General features: G+C 39.0%; 15 protein-coding genes. All 15 read left to right on the top strand.

Annotated elements, in window-relative coordinates; translation table 11 throughout:
* Positions 1-124: 124 nt before the first annotated feature.
* The 15 genes from BBS29_RS02775 (at position 125) to BBS29_RS02705 (ending at position 17,107) form a co-directional block, all read left to right on the top strand.
* Entirely contained in the window at positions 125-490 is a 366-nt protein-coding gene (locus tag BBS29_RS02775; protein ID WP_040929209.1) for an Asp23/Gls24 family envelope stress response protein, read from the top strand.
* Between the two features lie 19 nt (positions 491-509).
* A complete protein-coding gene (locus tag BBS29_RS02770) occupies positions 510-2,156 on the top strand; it encodes a DAK2 domain-containing protein (RefSeq protein ID WP_068128827.1) in 1,647 nt (548 codons plus the stop codon).
* 54 nt (positions 2,157-2,210) lie between these two features.
* On the top strand, positions 2,211-2,882 hold the full coding sequence (gene sdaAB, locus BBS29_RS02765) for an L-serine ammonia-lyase, iron-sulfur-dependent subunit beta (protein WP_068128824.1): 672 nt from the start codon (positions 2,211-2,213) through the stop codon (positions 2,880-2,882).
* Positions 2,883-2,885: 3 nt separating this feature from the next.
* A complete protein-coding gene (gene sdaAA, locus BBS29_RS02760) occupies positions 2,886-3,764 on the top strand; it encodes an L-serine ammonia-lyase, iron-sulfur-dependent, subunit alpha (RefSeq protein WP_068128822.1) in 879 nt (292 codons plus the stop codon).
* Position 3,765: 1 nt separating this feature from the next.
* Positions 3,766-5,727 (top strand): ATP-dependent DNA helicase RecG, encoded by a 1,962-nt coding sequence (recG, locus tag BBS29_RS02755; protein WP_068128821.1) that lies wholly within the window; start codon positions 3,766-3,768, stop codon positions 5,725-5,727.
* 1 nt (position 5,728) lies between these two features.
* Positions 5,729-6,358 (top strand): sortase, encoded by a 630-nt coding sequence (locus tag BBS29_RS02750; protein WP_040929204.1) that lies wholly within the window; start codon positions 5,729-5,731, stop codon positions 6,356-6,358.
* Positions 6,359-7,281: 923 nt separating this feature from the next.
* Positions 7,282-7,851, top strand: coding sequence for a transcription factor FapR (gene fapR / locus BBS29_RS02745; RefSeq protein WP_068128819.1), 570 nt, complete (start codon positions 7,282-7,284; stop codon positions 7,849-7,851).
* Positions 7,848-8,828 (top strand): phosphate acyltransferase PlsX, encoded by a 981-nt coding sequence (gene plsX / locus BBS29_RS02740; protein WP_068128817.1) that lies wholly within the window; start codon positions 7,848-7,850, stop codon positions 8,826-8,828. The genes fapR and plsX overlap by 4 nt, the downstream gene beginning before the upstream one ends.
* Positions 8,821-9,726: an ACP S-malonyltransferase gene (gene fabD, locus BBS29_RS02735; RefSeq protein WP_068128815.1), complete on the top strand. Its 906-nt coding sequence runs from the start codon at positions 8,821-8,823 to the stop codon at positions 9,724-9,726. The genes plsX and fabD overlap by 8 nt, the downstream gene beginning before the upstream one ends.
* Positions 9,719-10,456 (top strand): 3-oxoacyl-[acyl-carrier-protein] reductase, encoded by a 738-nt coding sequence (gene fabG, locus BBS29_RS02730; protein ID WP_068128813.1) that lies wholly within the window; start codon positions 9,719-9,721, stop codon positions 10,454-10,456. Before fabD ends, fabG begins: the two co-directional genes overlap by 8 nt.
* Positions 10,457-11,039: 583 nt before the next feature.
* A complete protein-coding gene (locus tag BBS29_RS02725; RefSeq protein ID WP_040929198.1) occupies positions 11,040-11,276 on the top strand; it encodes an acyl carrier protein in 237 nt (78 codons plus the stop codon).
* A gap of 96 nt (positions 11,277-11,372) precedes the next feature.
* Complete coding sequence (rnc, locus tag BBS29_RS02720) at positions 11,373-12,134, top strand: ribonuclease III (protein ID WP_083286891.1); 762 nt, start codon at positions 11,373-11,375, stop codon at positions 12,132-12,134.
* 1 nt (position 12,135) lies between these two features.
* On the top strand, positions 12,136-15,681 hold the full coding sequence (gene smc / locus BBS29_RS02715; protein ID WP_068128812.1) for a chromosome segregation protein SMC: 3,546 nt from the start codon (positions 12,136-12,138) through the stop codon (positions 15,679-15,681).
* Positions 15,682-16,797: a signal recognition particle-docking protein FtsY gene (gene ftsY, locus BBS29_RS02710; protein ID WP_068128810.1), complete on the top strand. Its 1,116-nt coding sequence runs from the start codon at positions 15,682-15,684 to the stop codon at positions 16,795-16,797.
* The gene (locus tag BBS29_RS02705) at positions 16,775-17,107 is read left to right on the top strand and encodes a putative DNA-binding protein (protein WP_143861251.1); all 333 of its coding nucleotides are present in this window, start codon (positions 16,775-16,777) and stop codon (positions 17,105-17,107) included. The genes ftsY and BBS29_RS02705 overlap by 23 nt, the downstream gene beginning before the upstream one ends.
* Positions 17,108-17,114 lie beyond the last annotated feature (7 nt).

Here is a 17,114-nt window from a genome sequence, read left to right as displayed (position 1 = left end):
ATGAATATCGTTTAAAACACAATAACAAATATAATATCGTTGTATTTAATCATGCGGATTTGAACAGGGGTTGTCAAATAGTGTGTTTAAATCTATAATAAAATGATGAATTAGGAGTGAGTTTATGTCACTAAAAATTAATAATGAACTTGGCACGATTGAAGTGTCTACAGATGTAATCGCAAATATCGCTGGTGGCGTCGTAAGTGAAAGTTACGGCGTTGTTGGTATGGCATCGAAAACATTTAGAGATGGCTTTGCGGAATTACTTGGTAAAGAGAACTACGCACGCGGTGTCGTCGTAGATAATGAAAACGAAAATTTAAAAATTGATTTATATATTATTGTACTTTACGGTGTGAAGATTTCCGAAGTTGCATCGAACGTACAATCTACAGTTAAGTATACGTTAGAAAAAACATTAGGACTAAAAATTGATTCTGTGAATATTCATGTTCAAGGTGTCAGAATCATTGATTCGGATGAGTAGTTAGGGAGGATTTTTAAAAATGAATAAAATAGATGGACAACTCTTTCGCAAGATGATTTTAAATGGTGCGAAAAATTTAAAAAAGCATGCGGAATATGTTGATTCACTGAATGTCTTCCCAGTACCGGATGGAGACACAGGAACGAATATGAAGTTATCTATTGTATCGGGTGCTTCTGAAGTAGAAAACTTAACGAGCAACCACGTCGGTGAAGTTGGGAAACATTTCTCTAAAGGGTTATTAATGGGCGCAAGAGGAAACTCAGGCGTTATTTTATCTCAATTATTTAGAGGGTTTTCTAAACACGTCGAAGAGTTAGCAGAAATCGATCATCATGCATTTAGTGAAGCATTCCAAGCAGGTGTGAAAACTGCATATAAAGCAGTTATGAAACCTGTTGAAGGTACGATTTTAACAGTTGCTAAAGACTCAGGCGCTAAAGCAGAAGAAGTCGCTAAAAACGAAACAGATATCGTTAAAATTATGGAAGCTGTTTTAGAAGAAGCGAAAGAATCTTTAAAACGTACACCAGATCTATTATCAGTTCTAAAAGAAGTGGGCGTTGTCGACTCAGGTGGACAAGGACTCGTATACGTTTATGAAGGATTTTTAAAAGCGTTAAAAGGTGAAGACGTAGAAGAGACGTCAAGCACTTCAGGAGAGCCTGTCAATACAGAAGAGTTCGTAAACGATGAACACGAATTTGATGAGTTTATGTCAGTCGACGATATCGAATTCGGCTTTTGTACAGAATTCATGGTACGTTTCGGTAAAGATAAAAAACCATTCGAAGAAACATCATTTAGAAACGATATGGATAAGTTCGGTGACTCATTACTCGTTATTAACGATGATGAAATCGTAAAAGTTCACGTACACACAGACCATCCAGGTGAAGCACTATCATACGGTGCAGAGTACGGTGAAATCATTAAGATTAAAATCGAAAACATGCGCGAACAGTTTAGAGCGTTAGAAGCTAAACGTGAAGCGAAAAAGAAAAAAGAAAAAATTAAAACGGCAATTATCGCAGTATCAAGTGGGGAAGGTATTGATACCCTCCTTAAGAGTATCGGTGTTACACACTTAATTAGCGGTGGTCAAACGATGAACCCATCAACTGAAGACATCGTCAATATTATTAAAGATGACGACGTCGAAGAAGTTATCATCATGCCGAACAATAAAAATATCATCATGGCAGCAGAACAAGCAGCTGAACTATTAGATGTCGAGGCTGTTGTAATTCCAACACGTTCGATTCCTGAATGTGTGTCTGCAATGTTTACGTTTAATGGAGATGCAAGTCTCGAAGAAAACAAAGAGACGATGATCGACACGATGAACCAAGTGAAAACAGGTCAAGTGACGTATGCAGTAAGAGATACGAAAATCGATGACGTTGAAATTAAAAAAGACGAACATATGGGTATCGTCGATGGGAAAATTATCTCATGTAATAAAGACGTCAAAGTTACACTCGAAAACTTACTTGAAACAATGATCGATGACGATTCAGAAATCGTAACGATCTTTACAGGTGAAGGAAGCGATGAAGCACTCGTTGAAGCACTCGCTGAACAGTTTGAAGAATCGCATGACGTTGAATTTGAAATTCACGACGGTAAACAACCGGTATACAGTTATTTAATTTCTGTAGAGTAATCAATATAGCCACATCGATAATATCGATGTGGTTTTTTAATAAGAGGTGAAATTATGAAATATAATAGTGTGTTTGATATTATCGGGCCTGTGATGATTGGTCCATCAAGTTCTCATACGGCTGGATCAGTTAAAATTGGACAAACAGCACGTAATTTATTTAAACAACAGCCAGACAAAGTCGATATATACTTATACGGTTCATTTAAAGAAACATATAAAGGTCATAAAACAGACGTCGCATTAATCGGAGGAGTGCTCGGGTTTAGTACTGAAGATTCAAGAATTAAAAACGCTTACGAAGAAGCCGAAAAAGCAAATATGCACGTCAAAATCATAGAGATGCCAGAAGAAAAGAGTCACCCGAATACAGCTATTCTCCACTTATTTAAAGGAGACGACACGTTAATGGTTGAAGCTGTGTCAATTGGTGGTGGGATGATTCAAGTCGTCTCTATTAACGACTATCCGATTTCTTTATCTGGTAATTTACATTCGCTACTCGTATTTCATAAAGATAGCTTCGGGACGATTGCGAACGTTACAAGTATTTTAAAAGATGAAGCACTCAACATCGGAACGATGAACGTATCGCGTAAAGAAGTCGGTCAAACTGCGCTTATGACGATAGAAATCGATTCAAAATGTGATGAATCGACAGTGAAGAGAATTGAACAAGTAGAAGGTGTCGAGCGTGTCATAGAATTAAAAGGAAAAGAGGCGTAATAGATGCAAGAGTTTAATAGTATTAACCAACTGATTTCTAGATCAGAAACTGAACAAAAATCAATCGCAGATATTATGATCGCTCAAGAAATGGAAACATCAGGACTATCCTATGACGATATTTATAAGCAGATGGAATACAACTTAGACACGATGGAAAATGCAGTAAAAGAAGGGCTTGAAGGTGTAGAAAGTACGACTGGTCTAACAGGCGGAGACGCAGTAAAAATGAGACGCTATATCGAATCGGGTCGCGGGTTAAGTGGAAATTTAACACTACACGCGATTATGAACGCTGTTTCTACAAATGAAGTGAACGCTGCGATGGGGCAAATTTGTGCAACACCAACTGCAGGGTCTGCGGGTGTCGTTCCAGGTGTATTATTTGCGATGAAAGAAAAATATCCAGAAACAACGCGTGAAGAGATGGTAAAGTTTCTATTTACAGCAGGTGCATTTGGAATGGTCGTCGCGAACAATGCGAGTATTTCAGGTGCTGCAGGTGGATGCCAAGCAGAAGTCGGGAGTGCGTCAGCAATGGCGGCTGCAGCAGTCACTGAAATGGCTGGAGGCACGCCAGAAATGTGTACACATGCGTTTTCTATCGCACTTAAAAATATGCTCGGCCTCGTATGTGATCCAGTCGCAGGTCTCGTTGAAGTACCGTGCGTTAAACGTAATGCAGCTGGTGCATCTAACGCACTAACAGCAGCAGATATGGCACTCGCTGGAATAGAATCTAGAATCCCAGCAGACGAAGTCGTCGAAGCGATGTTTAAAATCGGATTAACGATGCCATCACACTTACGTGAAACAGGTCGCGGAGGACTCGCAGCAACTCCGACAGGCGAACGACTGAAAAAAGAGTTAATCGGGTCATAATATGACAGAGCTATATGAAGTGATCACGCCATCTGCTTCTATCGGAACGTTAAAAGGTGTCGGTAAAAAGACCGAAGAAAAATTAAATAGTATTGGTATTCATACGGTGAATGATGTAGTTTTTCATCTGCCGAATTCGTACGTCGACCAAAATCCGACAGACGTGAATTCCGTAAAGTTAGAAGAAGTCATTACAGTGAGTGGTGTCGTAAAAACGGAGCCGACGGTGACGTATTTACGAAAAGGGTTAAACCGGATGAGTTTTCATATGGAAACGAACAACGTCTACATAAAAGTGACGTTTTTTAATCAGGCGTATTTAAAAAAACAAATCGAAGTCGGAGATACGATAAACGTCCACGGTAAATTTAATAAGCCTAAACAAGAGATGTCAGGTAGAAGTATTATAAAACCGAACGGCGATACGATGGATATGCGCTATGCGTTAAATAAAGTGATGAATAATAAGACGTTTGGTAATATCGTAAAAGAAGTGTTTCGAACACATATTTTTAATCAAGATTTACCGGAGTATTTAATCAAAAAATATAAACTGATGCCGATTAAACAAACGCTGTATCATCTCCATTTTCCGGATAATATGGATGAACTTCAAAAAGCAAGACGTACGATGAAGTTTTATGAACTGTTTATGTTCCAAGTAAAAATCATCGAAAAGCGTAAGCAAGAACGCGTGCCACAAAAAGAATCAATTATAAAATATGATATTGATAAGCTGAAGCGGTTTATCGGTACGTTACCGTTTGAATTGACGAAAGATCAAAAGACAAGTGTGAACGACATTTGTAGAGATTTACTTAGTGAATTTAATATGCACCGTCTGCTGCAAGGGGACGTCGGAAGCGGTAAGACGATCGTTGCCGGAATTTCAGTCTATGCGCTTAAAACTGCACATAAACAAAGTGCGATTATGGTGCCGACAGAAGTGCTTGCTAACCAGCATTATGAAAGTTTAGTCGAAGCGTTTAACGATGAGCTTACAATCGAGTTATTAACAGGGACGACGACACCGAGTGAAAAACGTCGTATAAAAGAAGCATTAAAAAATGGAGACATCGATTTAATTATCGGTACGCATGCACTTTTTGAAGATGACGTCGTGTTTAAAGATTTAGGGCTCGTCATTATCGACGAGCAGCATCGATTCGGAGTAAATCAGCGAGAGAAATTAATTAAAAAAGCCAAAAGTCGAAACGTATTATATATGACAGCAACACCAATCCCAAGAACGCTATCGATCACAGCATTCGGAGATATGGACGTCTCTCTTATAAAGACGATGCCTGCCGGTAGGTTGCCGATCAAAACATTTTGGAAAAAAGAAAAAGAAATCGACGAAGTATTCGCGTTTATCAAAAAAGAAATGGATGCTGGACGTAATATTTACGTCGTTGCGCCGTTAATCGAAGAATCAGAAGTGCTCGATTTAATGACGACTGAAGAAGTGTATCATATGTTTAGAGAAACGTTCGGTGAAGATAAAATCGAGCTCGTCCATGGGCGTATGAAACCTGAGGAGAAAGCGAAAGCGATGGCGCGCTTTGAATCGCTTGAAACACCGATACTCGTATCAACGACGGTCATTGAAGTTGGTATCAACGTTAAAAATGCGACAGTGATGACGATTTTTAACGCAGAGCGATTTGGTTTATCAACGTTACATCAACTTCGAGGTCGTGTAGGTAGAAATGATTTACAAAGTTATTGTATATTAATAAGTGAGGGTAAAACTGAGCAAGCACAAATGCGCATGAATATTATGACAGAAACGACAGATGGATTTGTCCTTTCTGAAAGAGATTTAGAGATGCGCGGGCCGGGAGACTTTTTTGGTGTGAGACAAAGTGGGCTCCCAGAATTTAAAGTTGCAGATCTCGTACACGACTATAGAATATTAGAAGTTGCGAGAAGTGAAGCCATTAAACTATTTAAGGAGCAGTGATATGAGATCATTTACTAGAATTTTAGGTGTACTACTTATCATGACGGCACTTGTCTTATTCTTCTGGCAAGATATCCGTGCATTTTTCACAGATATCGTAAACGATAGAATCATCGAAGCCTACGAAAACGGTGATGACAACGTCAATGTAAATATATTAGAAAAGTTTATTACTGGAATAGAACCTGGAGACAAACAAGGGGTTAAAATTAAAGACGATATGGCAGGGATTATAAAAATCGAATCTGCCGGAATTTCAGAGCCGATTTATTACGGAGAATTAACTGAAGAAAAACTACGAAATGGCGTCAGTATGTTAGAGTCAACAGATAGTCTCGACATGCAAAACGTCCCAATCGCTGGCCACCGAGTAGAAGGTGCCGGGATACGATTTAACTATATCGACCGAGCAGAAAAAGGTGACACGATAGAAATTATAACGCGAGACGGTAAACGAGAATACGAAATTACCGACATCTTTGAAGTCACACCAGACCGCGTCGATATACTCCAACAATCAGAAGGCGACCCGCAAATATTAACGCTCATCACGTGTGAAGACTATAACCCAGATACGTTACTATTTGAAAAGCGACTCATCGTCCAAGCAGAAATCAAAAGTGATTCGTAAGAATCACTTTTTTTGTTTTTGCTGGTTGCTTGGTCGTGTTATTTTACGCGTAATGGAATACGCGAGTAGTTTTTCATCGGAAAATTCGGGAGGAGAAGCGGTTTTTCCTGCTTAATTTTACGCAAATCGCTTTTGTGTTAAAGGTAGTTCGATTAGTTTGACGATTAGAGCGTTTGTGTCAACGTAATAGCGAACCCTTTAACGCAAATCGCTTTTACGTTAAAGAATAAAAAACAACTTTACACAACGCACGTTTGCGTAAACGACCACTCAATTAGTTTAACGCAACTCAAGATTCCGGAGGTTTTTCATCTGAGAATTCAGGAAGAGAAGCATCGAAGACTTCGGTTATCCTGCTTAATTTTACGCAAATCGCTTTTGTGTTAAAGGTAGATCGATTAGTTTGACGATTAGAGGGAATGCGTCAACGTATCGGCAACTCTTTTTACGCAAATCTCTTTTGCGTTAAAAGATGAAAAACAATTTTACGCAAATCGCTTTTGTGTAAACGGACAATCGATTAGTTTGACGATTAGAGGGAATGCGTCAACGTATCGGCAACCCTTTTTACGCAAATCTCTTTTGCGTTAAAAGATGAAAAACAATTTAACGCAAATCGCCTTTGTGTAAACGACAACTCGATTTATTTGACGATTAGATGCTACCCGTCAACGTATCGGCAACCCTTTTTACGCAACTCGCATTTACGTTAAAAGATGAAAAACAATTTTACGCAAATCGCTTTTACGTTAAAGAATAAAAAATAATTTTACACAACGCACATTTCTGTAAACGACCACTCAATTAGTTTAACGCAACAAAAAATTCACGATTTTTTTCATCTGAAATAATGTAAAAGATTGAAAAGTATCTATTAATTTTATATACTAATTTTAGCACCAACTACTAAATGGGGAGATAATGTGGCAAAGTTAAAGAAAGATGAACGCCGTCTAGAAATTGTGAGGCGATTGGACGAGGATCCGTTTTTAACAGATGAAACACTCGCAAACGATTTGAACGTTTCGATTCAAACGATTCGTCTGGACCGTTCTGTTTTAAATATTCCAGAACTGCGTGTCAGAGTTCAAGCAGTCGCTAAAAAGAATGCTGAAGAAATTAAAAGTATTCCGCTTCAAGATGTCATCGGTGAACTGGTACAAATTGAAGTGAACAAACAAGCGTCTTCGTTTTTTACAGTTGAAAAAGAACACGCATTTTTAAATTATAATATCGCTCGTGGACACTTCCTATTTGGTCAAGCAAACTCACTTGCTGTGGCAGTACTCGGTAAAAAGAAGGTGCTGACAAAGGAAGCAAACGTAAAATATTTAAAACCGGCAAAAGTCGGAGATAAGATTGTCGCAAAAGCGACCGTATTAAAAATTAAACCATATGAAGCACTTATATTAGTGGAATCATATGTAAAAGATGAAACAGTATTTATTGGACATTATGTCATGCATTTTGAAAATGAAGGTGAAATAGAATGAAAACAATCGCAGTCGATCTGATGGGTGGAGACCACGCACCAGAAGCAATTGTCGATGGTATTAAATCAGCATTAAAGAAATATGAAGATATTCAAATCTTAGCGTTCGGAACAGCAGGTAGTTGGACTGAGACGCACGATAGAGTGAAATTCGTAGAAGTGACAGAGGTCATTACAAGTGAAGACGATCCAGTACGTGCAGTTCGTCGTAAAAAAGATTCATCGATTATACGTGCGGCAAAAGCAGTGAAAGAAGGGGAAGCAGATGCTTTCGTATCTGCAGGCAACACAGGTGCCTTACTGACGGCTGGATTATTCGTCATCGGACGTATTAAAGGAATCGAGCGTCCAGCGCTCGCGTCGATGATTCCGACGACGAATAATAAAGGCATGCTCTTACTCGATCTCGGTGCAAACTCTGAAAATAAGCCAAAGCACTTATTACAGTTTGCGCATATGGCGTCTATTTATATGGAAAACATTCGTGGACGTAAAAATCCTTCAATCGGTCTCATCAATAACGGTAGTGAAGATATTAAAGGAACACCACTGACTAAAGAGACGCACCAGTTACTTCAAGACTCAAACTTAAACTATAGTGGATATTTTGAGACGAGAGACATATTAACTGGTAAATACGATATCGGTGTCACAGACGGATTTACAGGTAACATCGTTCTTAAAACGATCGAAGGAACAGCAAGTAGCCTACTCGGTGAAGTGAAGAAAATCTTTTTATCTTCGATGTTAAATAAGTTATCTGCGCTCGTCGTTAAAAAAGATTTAGGTCAATTAAAAGACTTAATGGATTACCGTCAATTTGGCGGTGCACCGTTACTCGGTTTAAATGGACATGTTTTAAAAGCGCACGGTTCAAGTGACGCTCTCGCAATAGAAAATGCGATTCGAAACGCGATTACAATGGCGAATAGTGACGCGATCGAACAAATTAAGGAGGCAATTTTCGAAGATGAGTAAACTCGTTTTGTTCCCGGGGCAAGGGGCACAGTATCATGAAATGGCAAAGGATTTATATGAACATAATGACGCAGCAAAAGAACTACTCGATACGATCTTTAGCTACGTTGATTTTGATTTAAAAGAGATCATGTTTTCTGAAGACGATGAACGACTCAATAATACAGCGTTCACGCAACCCGCATTATTTGCACATTCACTTGCGGTGCTTAAAGCAACGGGAATTAAAGGCGATTACTTAATCGGACATAGTTTAGGAGAATTGCCAGCTCTAGTGCATGCGGGTGTTTTATCTTTAGAAGATGGAGTAAAAGCAGTCGCCATGCGCGGACGTTTAATGAGTGAAGCAAAAGACGGTAAAATGGCTGCAGTCATCGGTATGGATAAGGACAAGCTCGAAGCGTTATGTGAGTCACTCAGTGATGACGAAGAAAAAGTCTCACCAGCAAACATAAACGCACCAGACCAAATCGTGATTTCTGGAGATGCAGCGAAAGTCGATTTATTTATAGATGAAGCAAAAGCACACGGCGCGAGACGCGTCATTCCGCTAAAAGTATCAGGAGCATTCCACTCACACTTAATGAAAGACGCTCAAAATTCGTTCGAAACGTTCTTAAAAGATATTACGTTTAATGATGCAGAAATTCCTGTTATACAAAACGTTTCCGCAGAACCAGAAACTGATAAAGAAATTATTAAACAAAATTTAATTCAACAAATTACGTCGCCAGTTCGTTTCGTAGAATGTGTTAAAAAAGCAGTCGAACTTGGTGTAACTGAATCTGTCGAAGTTGGACCGAAAAAAGTTCAAACAGGTTTACTTAAAAAGATTACGAAGTCAGTAGACACAGCACATATCGATACAGTTAAAGAGGTGGATGAATACAATGAGTAAAGTAGCATTAGTTACAGGCGCATCTAGAGGTATCGGACGCGCAGTCGCATTACGTTTAGGTGAAGACGGCTATACAGTTATCGTCAACTATTCAGGGAATAAAGAAAAAGCAGAAGAAGTTGTAGAGAAGATTAAAGAACAAGGTGGCAACGCTGAAAGTTATCAGTGCCAAGTTCAAAACTATGACGAAGTGAAAGAGATGATCGCACATATTAAAGATACGTACGGTCAACTCGACGTTGTTGTGAACAACGCAGGGATCACAAAAGATACGCTACTTATGCGTATGAAGCCAGAAATGTTTGACGATGTTATTAACGTCAACTTAAAGGGTGCGTTTAACGTCATTCAAAACGTTTCTCGTATGATGATCCGTGCGAAATCTGGACGTATCATCAACATCTCAAGTATCGTCGGAACCCTTGGTAACCCTGGACAAGCAAACTATGTTGCGAGTAAAGCAGGAGTCGACGGTTTAACGAAAAGTGTCGCAAGAGAACTCGCAAGTAAAAATATTACAGTAAACGCAGTCGCACCAGGATTTATCGAAAGTGATATGACAGACGTATTAAGCGACGATTTAAAGAACAAAATGCTTGAACAAATTCCACTACAACAGTTCGGTCAAGTCGAAGACATCGCAGAAGCTGTATCATTTTTAGCATCAGACCGTGCGCGCTATATTACAGGCCAAACGATTCACGTCAACGGTGGAATGTACATGGCGTAACCGCTGTGTTATTATAAACACAAGTTTCAGTGCCGAAAATAAAGGTCGGCCACGAACATTCGCGGGGTGTGGCTTTTATTCTTTTAAATGAGTGATGAGATGGTTGTAGTCGGGCGACGGATGGTAGGTTTCTCTGTTGATAGTCTCATCTGCGACGGTGAAAGAAGTTTTTCGCAGTCGATTCGGGGAATCGTCGGCGAGATGAAAAACTCCCCGTCGCTATGGAGGTTATCGTCGGCGAGAATTAGGTTTCGCAGTCGATTCAGGCAGTATCGTCGGCGAAAATCGGGAAAACACGAAATTCACCGACGATTCAATCATTCCCGTCGGCGAATAAAAATTTCACCGACGAAAGTCCTGTCTGCGACGGTGAAAAAACATTTCGCAGTCGATTCGGGGAATCGTCGGCGAGATGAAAAACTCCCCGTCGCTATGGAGGTTATCGTCGGCGAGAATTAGGTTTCACCGTCGATTCGAGTAAATCACAATAATCACGCATTTAAAACCTGCTCACTGGGTATAAAGATTAAGAATCATCTCTACAACTGAGATACGACCACTATTTTAAGGAGGTGAAGTAGGAATGGATAATTTTGATAAAATTAAAGACATTATTGTCGACAAATTAGGTATCGATGAGGATCAAGTGACGAAAGATGCGACTTTCAAAGATGACCTTGGTGCGGACTCTTTAGACATTGCGGAACTTGTAATGGAATTAGAAGATGAGTTCGATACTGAGATTCCAGATGAGGAAGCTGAGAAAATCGTTACTGTTGGTGATGCTTTAGATTTCATCGAGAAGCTTGAAAACCAATAATTTGATAGACAAAATCCACTTTCTATAAAGTGGATTTTTCTTTTATATCGCTACAACAAACCGCATAAGTTTAGTAAACTATATTAGGGTGAGATTATGGATAAATTACTACAATCAATCGAACAAGATGAAGACTCTAAAAGACACGTCGATTCTTTTTTTAAAAAGTTCGATTCTTTTATGAAGAAACATCAGATTCAATATGAAAATGACAAATTATTTTTACAAGCATTTATGCACAGTTCGTTCGTGTATAACATTCATTTAGACCGAATTCATTCGAACGAGCGTCTAGAATTTTTAGGTGACGCGGTATTAGAACTGATGGTCTCAGAATATATATTTGACGCGTTTAAAGATTTCCCTGAGGGAGATTTAACAAAGTTGCGTGCAAATATCGTTTGTGAGCCTTCACTTGTAATATTTGCGAACGACTTAAAAATGGAAGAGTTACTATTACTCGGTCCAGGAGAAAAAAAGACAGGCGGTAAAAAGCGTCCGTCGATTATCTCGGATATGTTCGAGGCATTTTTAGGTGCGTTATATCTCGATCAAGGATACGACGCTGTGTGGAAGTTTTTAAGTGTGAATGTATTCCCGAAAATTGAACGCGATGATTACCTCGGAATTTCAGACTTTAAAACAGCACTTCAAGAGTTTGTTCATAAAGCATACAAAGAAGAAGTGTATTACCACTTACTCGAAGAGACAGGTCCGTCACACGACAAAAACTTCGTTTCTAACGTGACGTTAAACGATAAAGAAATCGGGCGTGGCAGTGGTCGCTCTAAAAAAGAGTCTGAACAACTCGCAGCAAAAGTTGCGTTTTATCATTTAAAAGAAAAGGCCGAAAGATAATATGGTATTTTTAAAAAGTATAGAAGCTAAAGGATTTAAATCGTTTGCCGATAAAACGACGATCGAATTTAATGACGGCGTCACTGCGGTTGTTGGACCGAACGGTAGTGGTAAAAGTAACATTATCGACGCTGTCAGGTTCGTTCTCGGTGAAACGAGCGCTAAGCAATTTCGCGGGTCTAAAATGGAAGACGTTATATTTAACGGAACGACAGAACGAAGTAAGCAAAACAGTGCAGTCGTTCAACTGAATTTAGACAATAAAGACCGCGTGTTAGACTTTGACTACGACAACGTCACGATTCGTCGTGAGCTATTTAGAAGTGGTGAAAGTAACTACTATATCAATAAAGAACGCGCAAAATTAAAAGACGTGACAGAACTCTTTATGGACTCTGGTCTTGGTAAAAACGCATACAACATTATTTCTCAAGGTGAAGTTGATCACGTTTTAAATCAAAAACCAGAAACGCGCCGTGAAATTATCGAAGAAGTTGCCGGCGTCATGAAATATAAAACACGTAAAAAAGAAGCAGAACGTAAACTCGATGATACGTTACTCAACTTAAGCCGTATTCACGACATTACGAGTGAACTCGAGTCACGCGTTAAAAAGCTCGAAAAAGAAAGTGCCATCGCGACTGAGTATTTAGCGCTTTTAAACGAGATGAAGCAAAGCGACATTGAAGTTACTGTGTTTGATATTAAAGAGCTGTCTTCAAAACTTCATCAGTTAAAAGAGACGTATTCGAACGATGAACGTACAATTGAAGACGCGAGAAATCACGTCAATTTACTCGACGTTGCGATCAATAACTTACGCGACAAGCGAGAAGTGTTAACTGAAAACGAGCGTAGCATTCACGACGCGTTCGTCAAAGCATCTAGAGAAAAAGAACAAACAATCGGTAAAATCGAATTATTTAAAGAACGTAAAACGAGTCGTTCAGATCAACATGACAGTTTAACTGAAGAAAAAAGCAATAAATTAAAAGAACAAGAATCGTTAGAACGTGATCTCGAAGCATTACGTACATCTTTTAATGAAACGAAAGATGAACAGTCGAACGTAAAAGCAGAAATCGATACAATCAACGCTTCGTTACAATCGCTTGTTGACGGTAACGACGTCGATATTGACGCATTAAAAGAACAGTATTATGCGATCATGGTCGAAAAGACTTCTTTAGACAACCAGTTAAAAGACTATGAAAAACAAGAGGCAATCGATTCAAGCAAGCGCGAAGAGTTAGACCGTCGCATGAACGAATTAAAAGAGTCTCTCGACACGTTAAATGAAAAAAATAAAAGTTTAACAGATACACTCTCAACACTTGAATCATCATTAAAAAATAAGCGTGAAGCGTATAAAGAAACGAAATCAAAACGTGACCACGAACAGTCTCATACAAAGTCTTTAACAGAGCAATTCGACACAGCGAGTCGTTACATCTCACAACTTACATCTAAACGTGATATGTATGAGTCGATGATGTCAAATTACGACGGATATTACCGCGGCGTAAAGTCTGTATTAAAACGTAAAGACAAACTCACAGGTGTATTAGGTGCCGTCATGGAACTTATCGAAATCGACAGTTCGTATATGACAGCACTTGACGCAGCACTCGGTAGTCAAACGCAAAGTGTCGTGACAAAAACTGAACAGGATGCTAAACGTGCAATCCATTATTTAAAAGATAAAAACCTCGGTTACGCGACGTTTTTACCACTCGACACAATACAAAGGAGATCTTTATCTCAAGAAGTTGTATTTAAACTCGAATCGACATCAGTAGAGCATCATATATTAAAGGATTTAGTCGACACGAAATATGACGCACTAATCGGTCACTTATTTAGTACGACGATTATCGTCGAAAATTATGACGACGGTGCCCGATTATCTAGAGAGTTAAATTTTAAAGCGCGTATCGTAACACAAGACGGCGAAATTTTTAACCCGGGTGGTGCGGTCAGTGGGGGAAGCCGTCAAAACAACAACTCAGCACTTAAATTACGAAAAGAAAAAGATGCACTCGACGATAAAATCAAAGCGTACACGCTAGAAGTCGACAGGCTTACTAAAGAACTTTCAAAAGAAAAGGACAGTCTAAAAGAATTAGACACTCTTCTAAACACGCTAGAAACTGAAGGCATTCAGTTAAAAGAATCATACGATGAACAGAGTCAGTTACTAGAACAAACGAACCAAGACATTAAATTAACAAATGAACGCATTGCGTTATTAAAAGAAACGTTTGATTCTACAACTGAAACTATGGAAGCATCGACGTTAATAAAAGCGATAGAAGAGAAAACAAAAACACTCGATTCGCTTCAAAAAGATATTCAGTTACTCACGAAAGCTCAAGGGGATACTGAAGCGGCTGAAAAAGAATACGAAAGTAAAAAGCAAACGCTTCTTACAAAACAAGCGGAATTAGAATCGACACTTCGATATAAACGTTCTCAAGTAACGGATTACGAAGAAAGGCTTTTAAAAGTGAAACGTGAAATTGTAGATATCGATTCACGTATTGAAATGTTGACTTCAGATTACGAGTCGATCGATATCGAAGCGTTAGAGACGTTATCTTTAGAACTCGACGAACAGTTAGACGTGTTACAAGACTCTTCATCACAACTTAAAAAAGAGATACACGAAGTGAGTGAAGAAACAAAGCACGACGTGAATTTACGTCAGTCGCATTTAGATACGATAGAGAAACTTTCTGAATCGCTACGTAAAACGCACGGTAAAAAGGAACGCGTCGAATCAATGTTAAGTGTAAAAATCGATTACTTATCTGAAACGTATGAAATGACGTTTGAACGTGCAGAAAAAGAATATACGGACTTAACAGACATCGACATGAAGCGCGAAAGAATTCAGTTAAATAAAAAAAGTATCGACGAACTCGGTAACGTAAACTTAAACGCAATTGATGAGTTTGAAGTCGTGAACGAACGTTATACGTTTTTAAAACACGAAGAAGACGATTTGTTACAAGCACGTGAAACGTTACTCGACGTCATTAAAGAAATGGACTATGAAGTGTCTGAACGCTTTAAAGAGACGTATCACAACGTTAATGAACACTTTAAAAAAGTGTTTAAGACGATGTTCGGCGGTGGGGAAGCAGAACTCCGCTTAACAGAACCGGGTGATTATTTAAATGCTGGATTACTCATATACGCTCAACCTCCAGGTAAAAAGCTAACGAGCATGTCGCTACTTAGTGGGGGAGAGCGCGCGTTAACAGCGATTAGTTTATTATTCAGTATATTAGAAGTGAGAAGTAGTCCGTTTATAATATTAGATGAAGTAGAAGCGGCACTCGATGAGGCGAACGTGTTACGATTCTCAAATTACTTAAGACATTTAACACGTTACAGCCAGTGTATCGTAATCACTCACCGTAAAAAGACGATGGAGCAAAGCGACCGATTATTCGGTGTGACGATGCAAGAAAAAGGTGTCTCTGAGCTAATTAGTGTAGACTTAAAGACATACGAGGAACGAGAAGTTGAGGGGGAATACTAAGTGAGTTTATTTAATCGTTTAAAAAAGAAATTCTCAGGTAAAGCAGATAAAGAAGAGTTTGAACAAACGCCCGTCACTGATGAAATGAAAGATGCAGATTTAGACGGAGACGGTTTAATATCGATTGAAGAATTTGAAGAGTGGGAACAAGAACAAGTCGGTTATAAATTTAAACAAGGACTTGAAAAATCTCGTGAGAAATTCCAAGATCAAATCAACCAGTTAATGGCGACGTACCGTAAAGTAGATGAGGACTTTTTTGAAGCGCTCGAAGAAGTGCTCATTACTGCAGACGTCGGTTTTGAAACGGTGATGGAGTTAACAGATGAATTACGAGATTATGCGAAACTTAAAAATATTACTGAAACAAAAGAACTCCGTGAAGTCATCGTTGAAAAGATGATAGAGATATACGAACGTAACGGTGACTTAGACGAAAGCATGAACATGCAAGACGATTTAACGATTATTTTAGTCGTCGGAGTAAACGGTGTCGGTAAAACGACGTCAATCGGTAAACTTGCACATCGCTATAAGTCTGAAGGTAAAGACGTATTACTCGCAGCCGCAGATACATTCAGAGCTGGGGCTATTAATCAGCTTGAAGTATGGGGTGAAAGAGTCGGTGCAGACGTCATTAAACACCAAGAAGGTTCAGATCCAGCAGCTGTAGTGTTCGACGCAGTAAACGCAGCAAAGCGCCGCGGGACGGATGTTTTAATTGTCGACACAGCAGGACGCCTACAAAATAAAGGGAACTTAATGAAAGAACTCGAAAAGATGAAACGCGTCATTCAAAGAGTCGACGAAAATGCACCACATGAAGTGCTACTCGTATTAGACGCTACAACTGGTCAAAATGCGATGTTACAAGCGAAAGCATTTAACGAAGTAACAGAGTTAACAGGGCTTGTCTTAACAAAACTTGATGGTACTGCAAAAGGTGGTATCGTACTAGCGATTAAAAACGAACTCGGTATTCCAGTAAAATTCGTCGGTCTTGGAGAAAAGATCGATGACCTCGAAATATTTAGTGCAGAAAACTATGTTTACGGACTATTTGCAGATATGATTGACAATGCAGAGGAAGTTGTTGAAGATGAACGAACTGAATAAGACGTTACGTATGAACTATCTGTATGATTTTTATAACGGCTTATTAACGGATAAGCAAAAAGATTACGTAAAGCTCTATTATTTAATGGACTTACAGTTTTCGGAAATCGCAGATGAGTTAAACGTGACGCGACAAGCGGTTTATGATAATTTAAAACGTACGACAGAAGTACTCGAAGCATACGAAGAAAACCTCGGTATGTACGCGCGTTATTTAAAACGTCAACAATTATACGATGCGTTAAAAACATCGCTCGACGATAAACAACAAGCACTTAATATAATAGAAGAACTCGAATCACTCGATTAGGAGGAAT

Source organism: Nosocomiicoccus ampullae (assembly GCF_001696685.1).
GTDB lineage: Bacteria > Bacillota > Bacilli > Staphylococcales > Salinicoccaceae > Nosocomiicoccus > Nosocomiicoccus ampullae_A.
This window is presented reverse-complemented; position numbering and strand designations above follow the sequence as displayed.

What these genes read in the sequence shown, in the direction of transcription:
- BBS29_RS02775 (WP_040929209.1), top strand. Translation starts at nt 125, where the DNA reads ATGTCACTAAAAATTAATAATGAACTTGGCACGATTGAAGTGTCTACA.
- BBS29_RS02770 (WP_068128827.1), top strand. Translation starts at nt 510, where the DNA reads ATGAATAAAATAGATGGACAACTCTTTCGCAAGATGATTTTAAATGGT.
- sdaAB (WP_068128824.1), top strand. Translation starts at nt 2,211, where the DNA reads ATGAAATATAATAGTGTGTTTGATATTATCGGGCCTGTGATGATTGGT.
- sdaAA (WP_068128822.1), top strand. Translation starts at nt 2,886, where the DNA reads ATGCAAGAGTTTAATAGTATTAACCAACTGATTTCTAGATCAGAAACT.
- recG (WP_068128821.1), top strand. Translation starts at nt 3,766, where the DNA reads ATGACAGAGCTATATGAAGTGATCACGCCATCTGCTTCTATCGGAACG.
- BBS29_RS02750 (WP_040929204.1), top strand. Translation starts at nt 5,729, where the DNA reads ATGAGATCATTTACTAGAATTTTAGGTGTACTACTTATCATGACGGCA.
- plsX (WP_068128817.1), top strand. Translation starts at nt 7,848, where the DNA reads ATGAAAACAATCGCAGTCGATCTGATGGGTGGAGACCACGCACCAGAA.
- fabD (WP_068128815.1), top strand. Translation starts at nt 8,821, where the DNA reads ATGAGTAAACTCGTTTTGTTCCCGGGGCAAGGGGCACAGTATCATGAA.
- fabG (WP_068128813.1), top strand. Translation starts at nt 9,719, where the DNA reads ATGAGTAAAGTAGCATTAGTTACAGGCGCATCTAGAGGTATCGGACGC.
- BBS29_RS02725 (WP_040929198.1), top strand. Translation starts at nt 11,040, where the DNA reads ATGGATAATTTTGATAAAATTAAAGACATTATTGTCGACAAATTAGGT.
- rnc (WP_083286891.1), top strand. Translation starts at nt 11,373, where the DNA reads ATGGATAAATTACTACAATCAATCGAACAAGATGAAGACTCTAAAAGA.
- smc (WP_068128812.1), top strand. Translation starts at nt 12,136, where the DNA reads ATGGTATTTTTAAAAAGTATAGAAGCTAAAGGATTTAAATCGTTTGCC.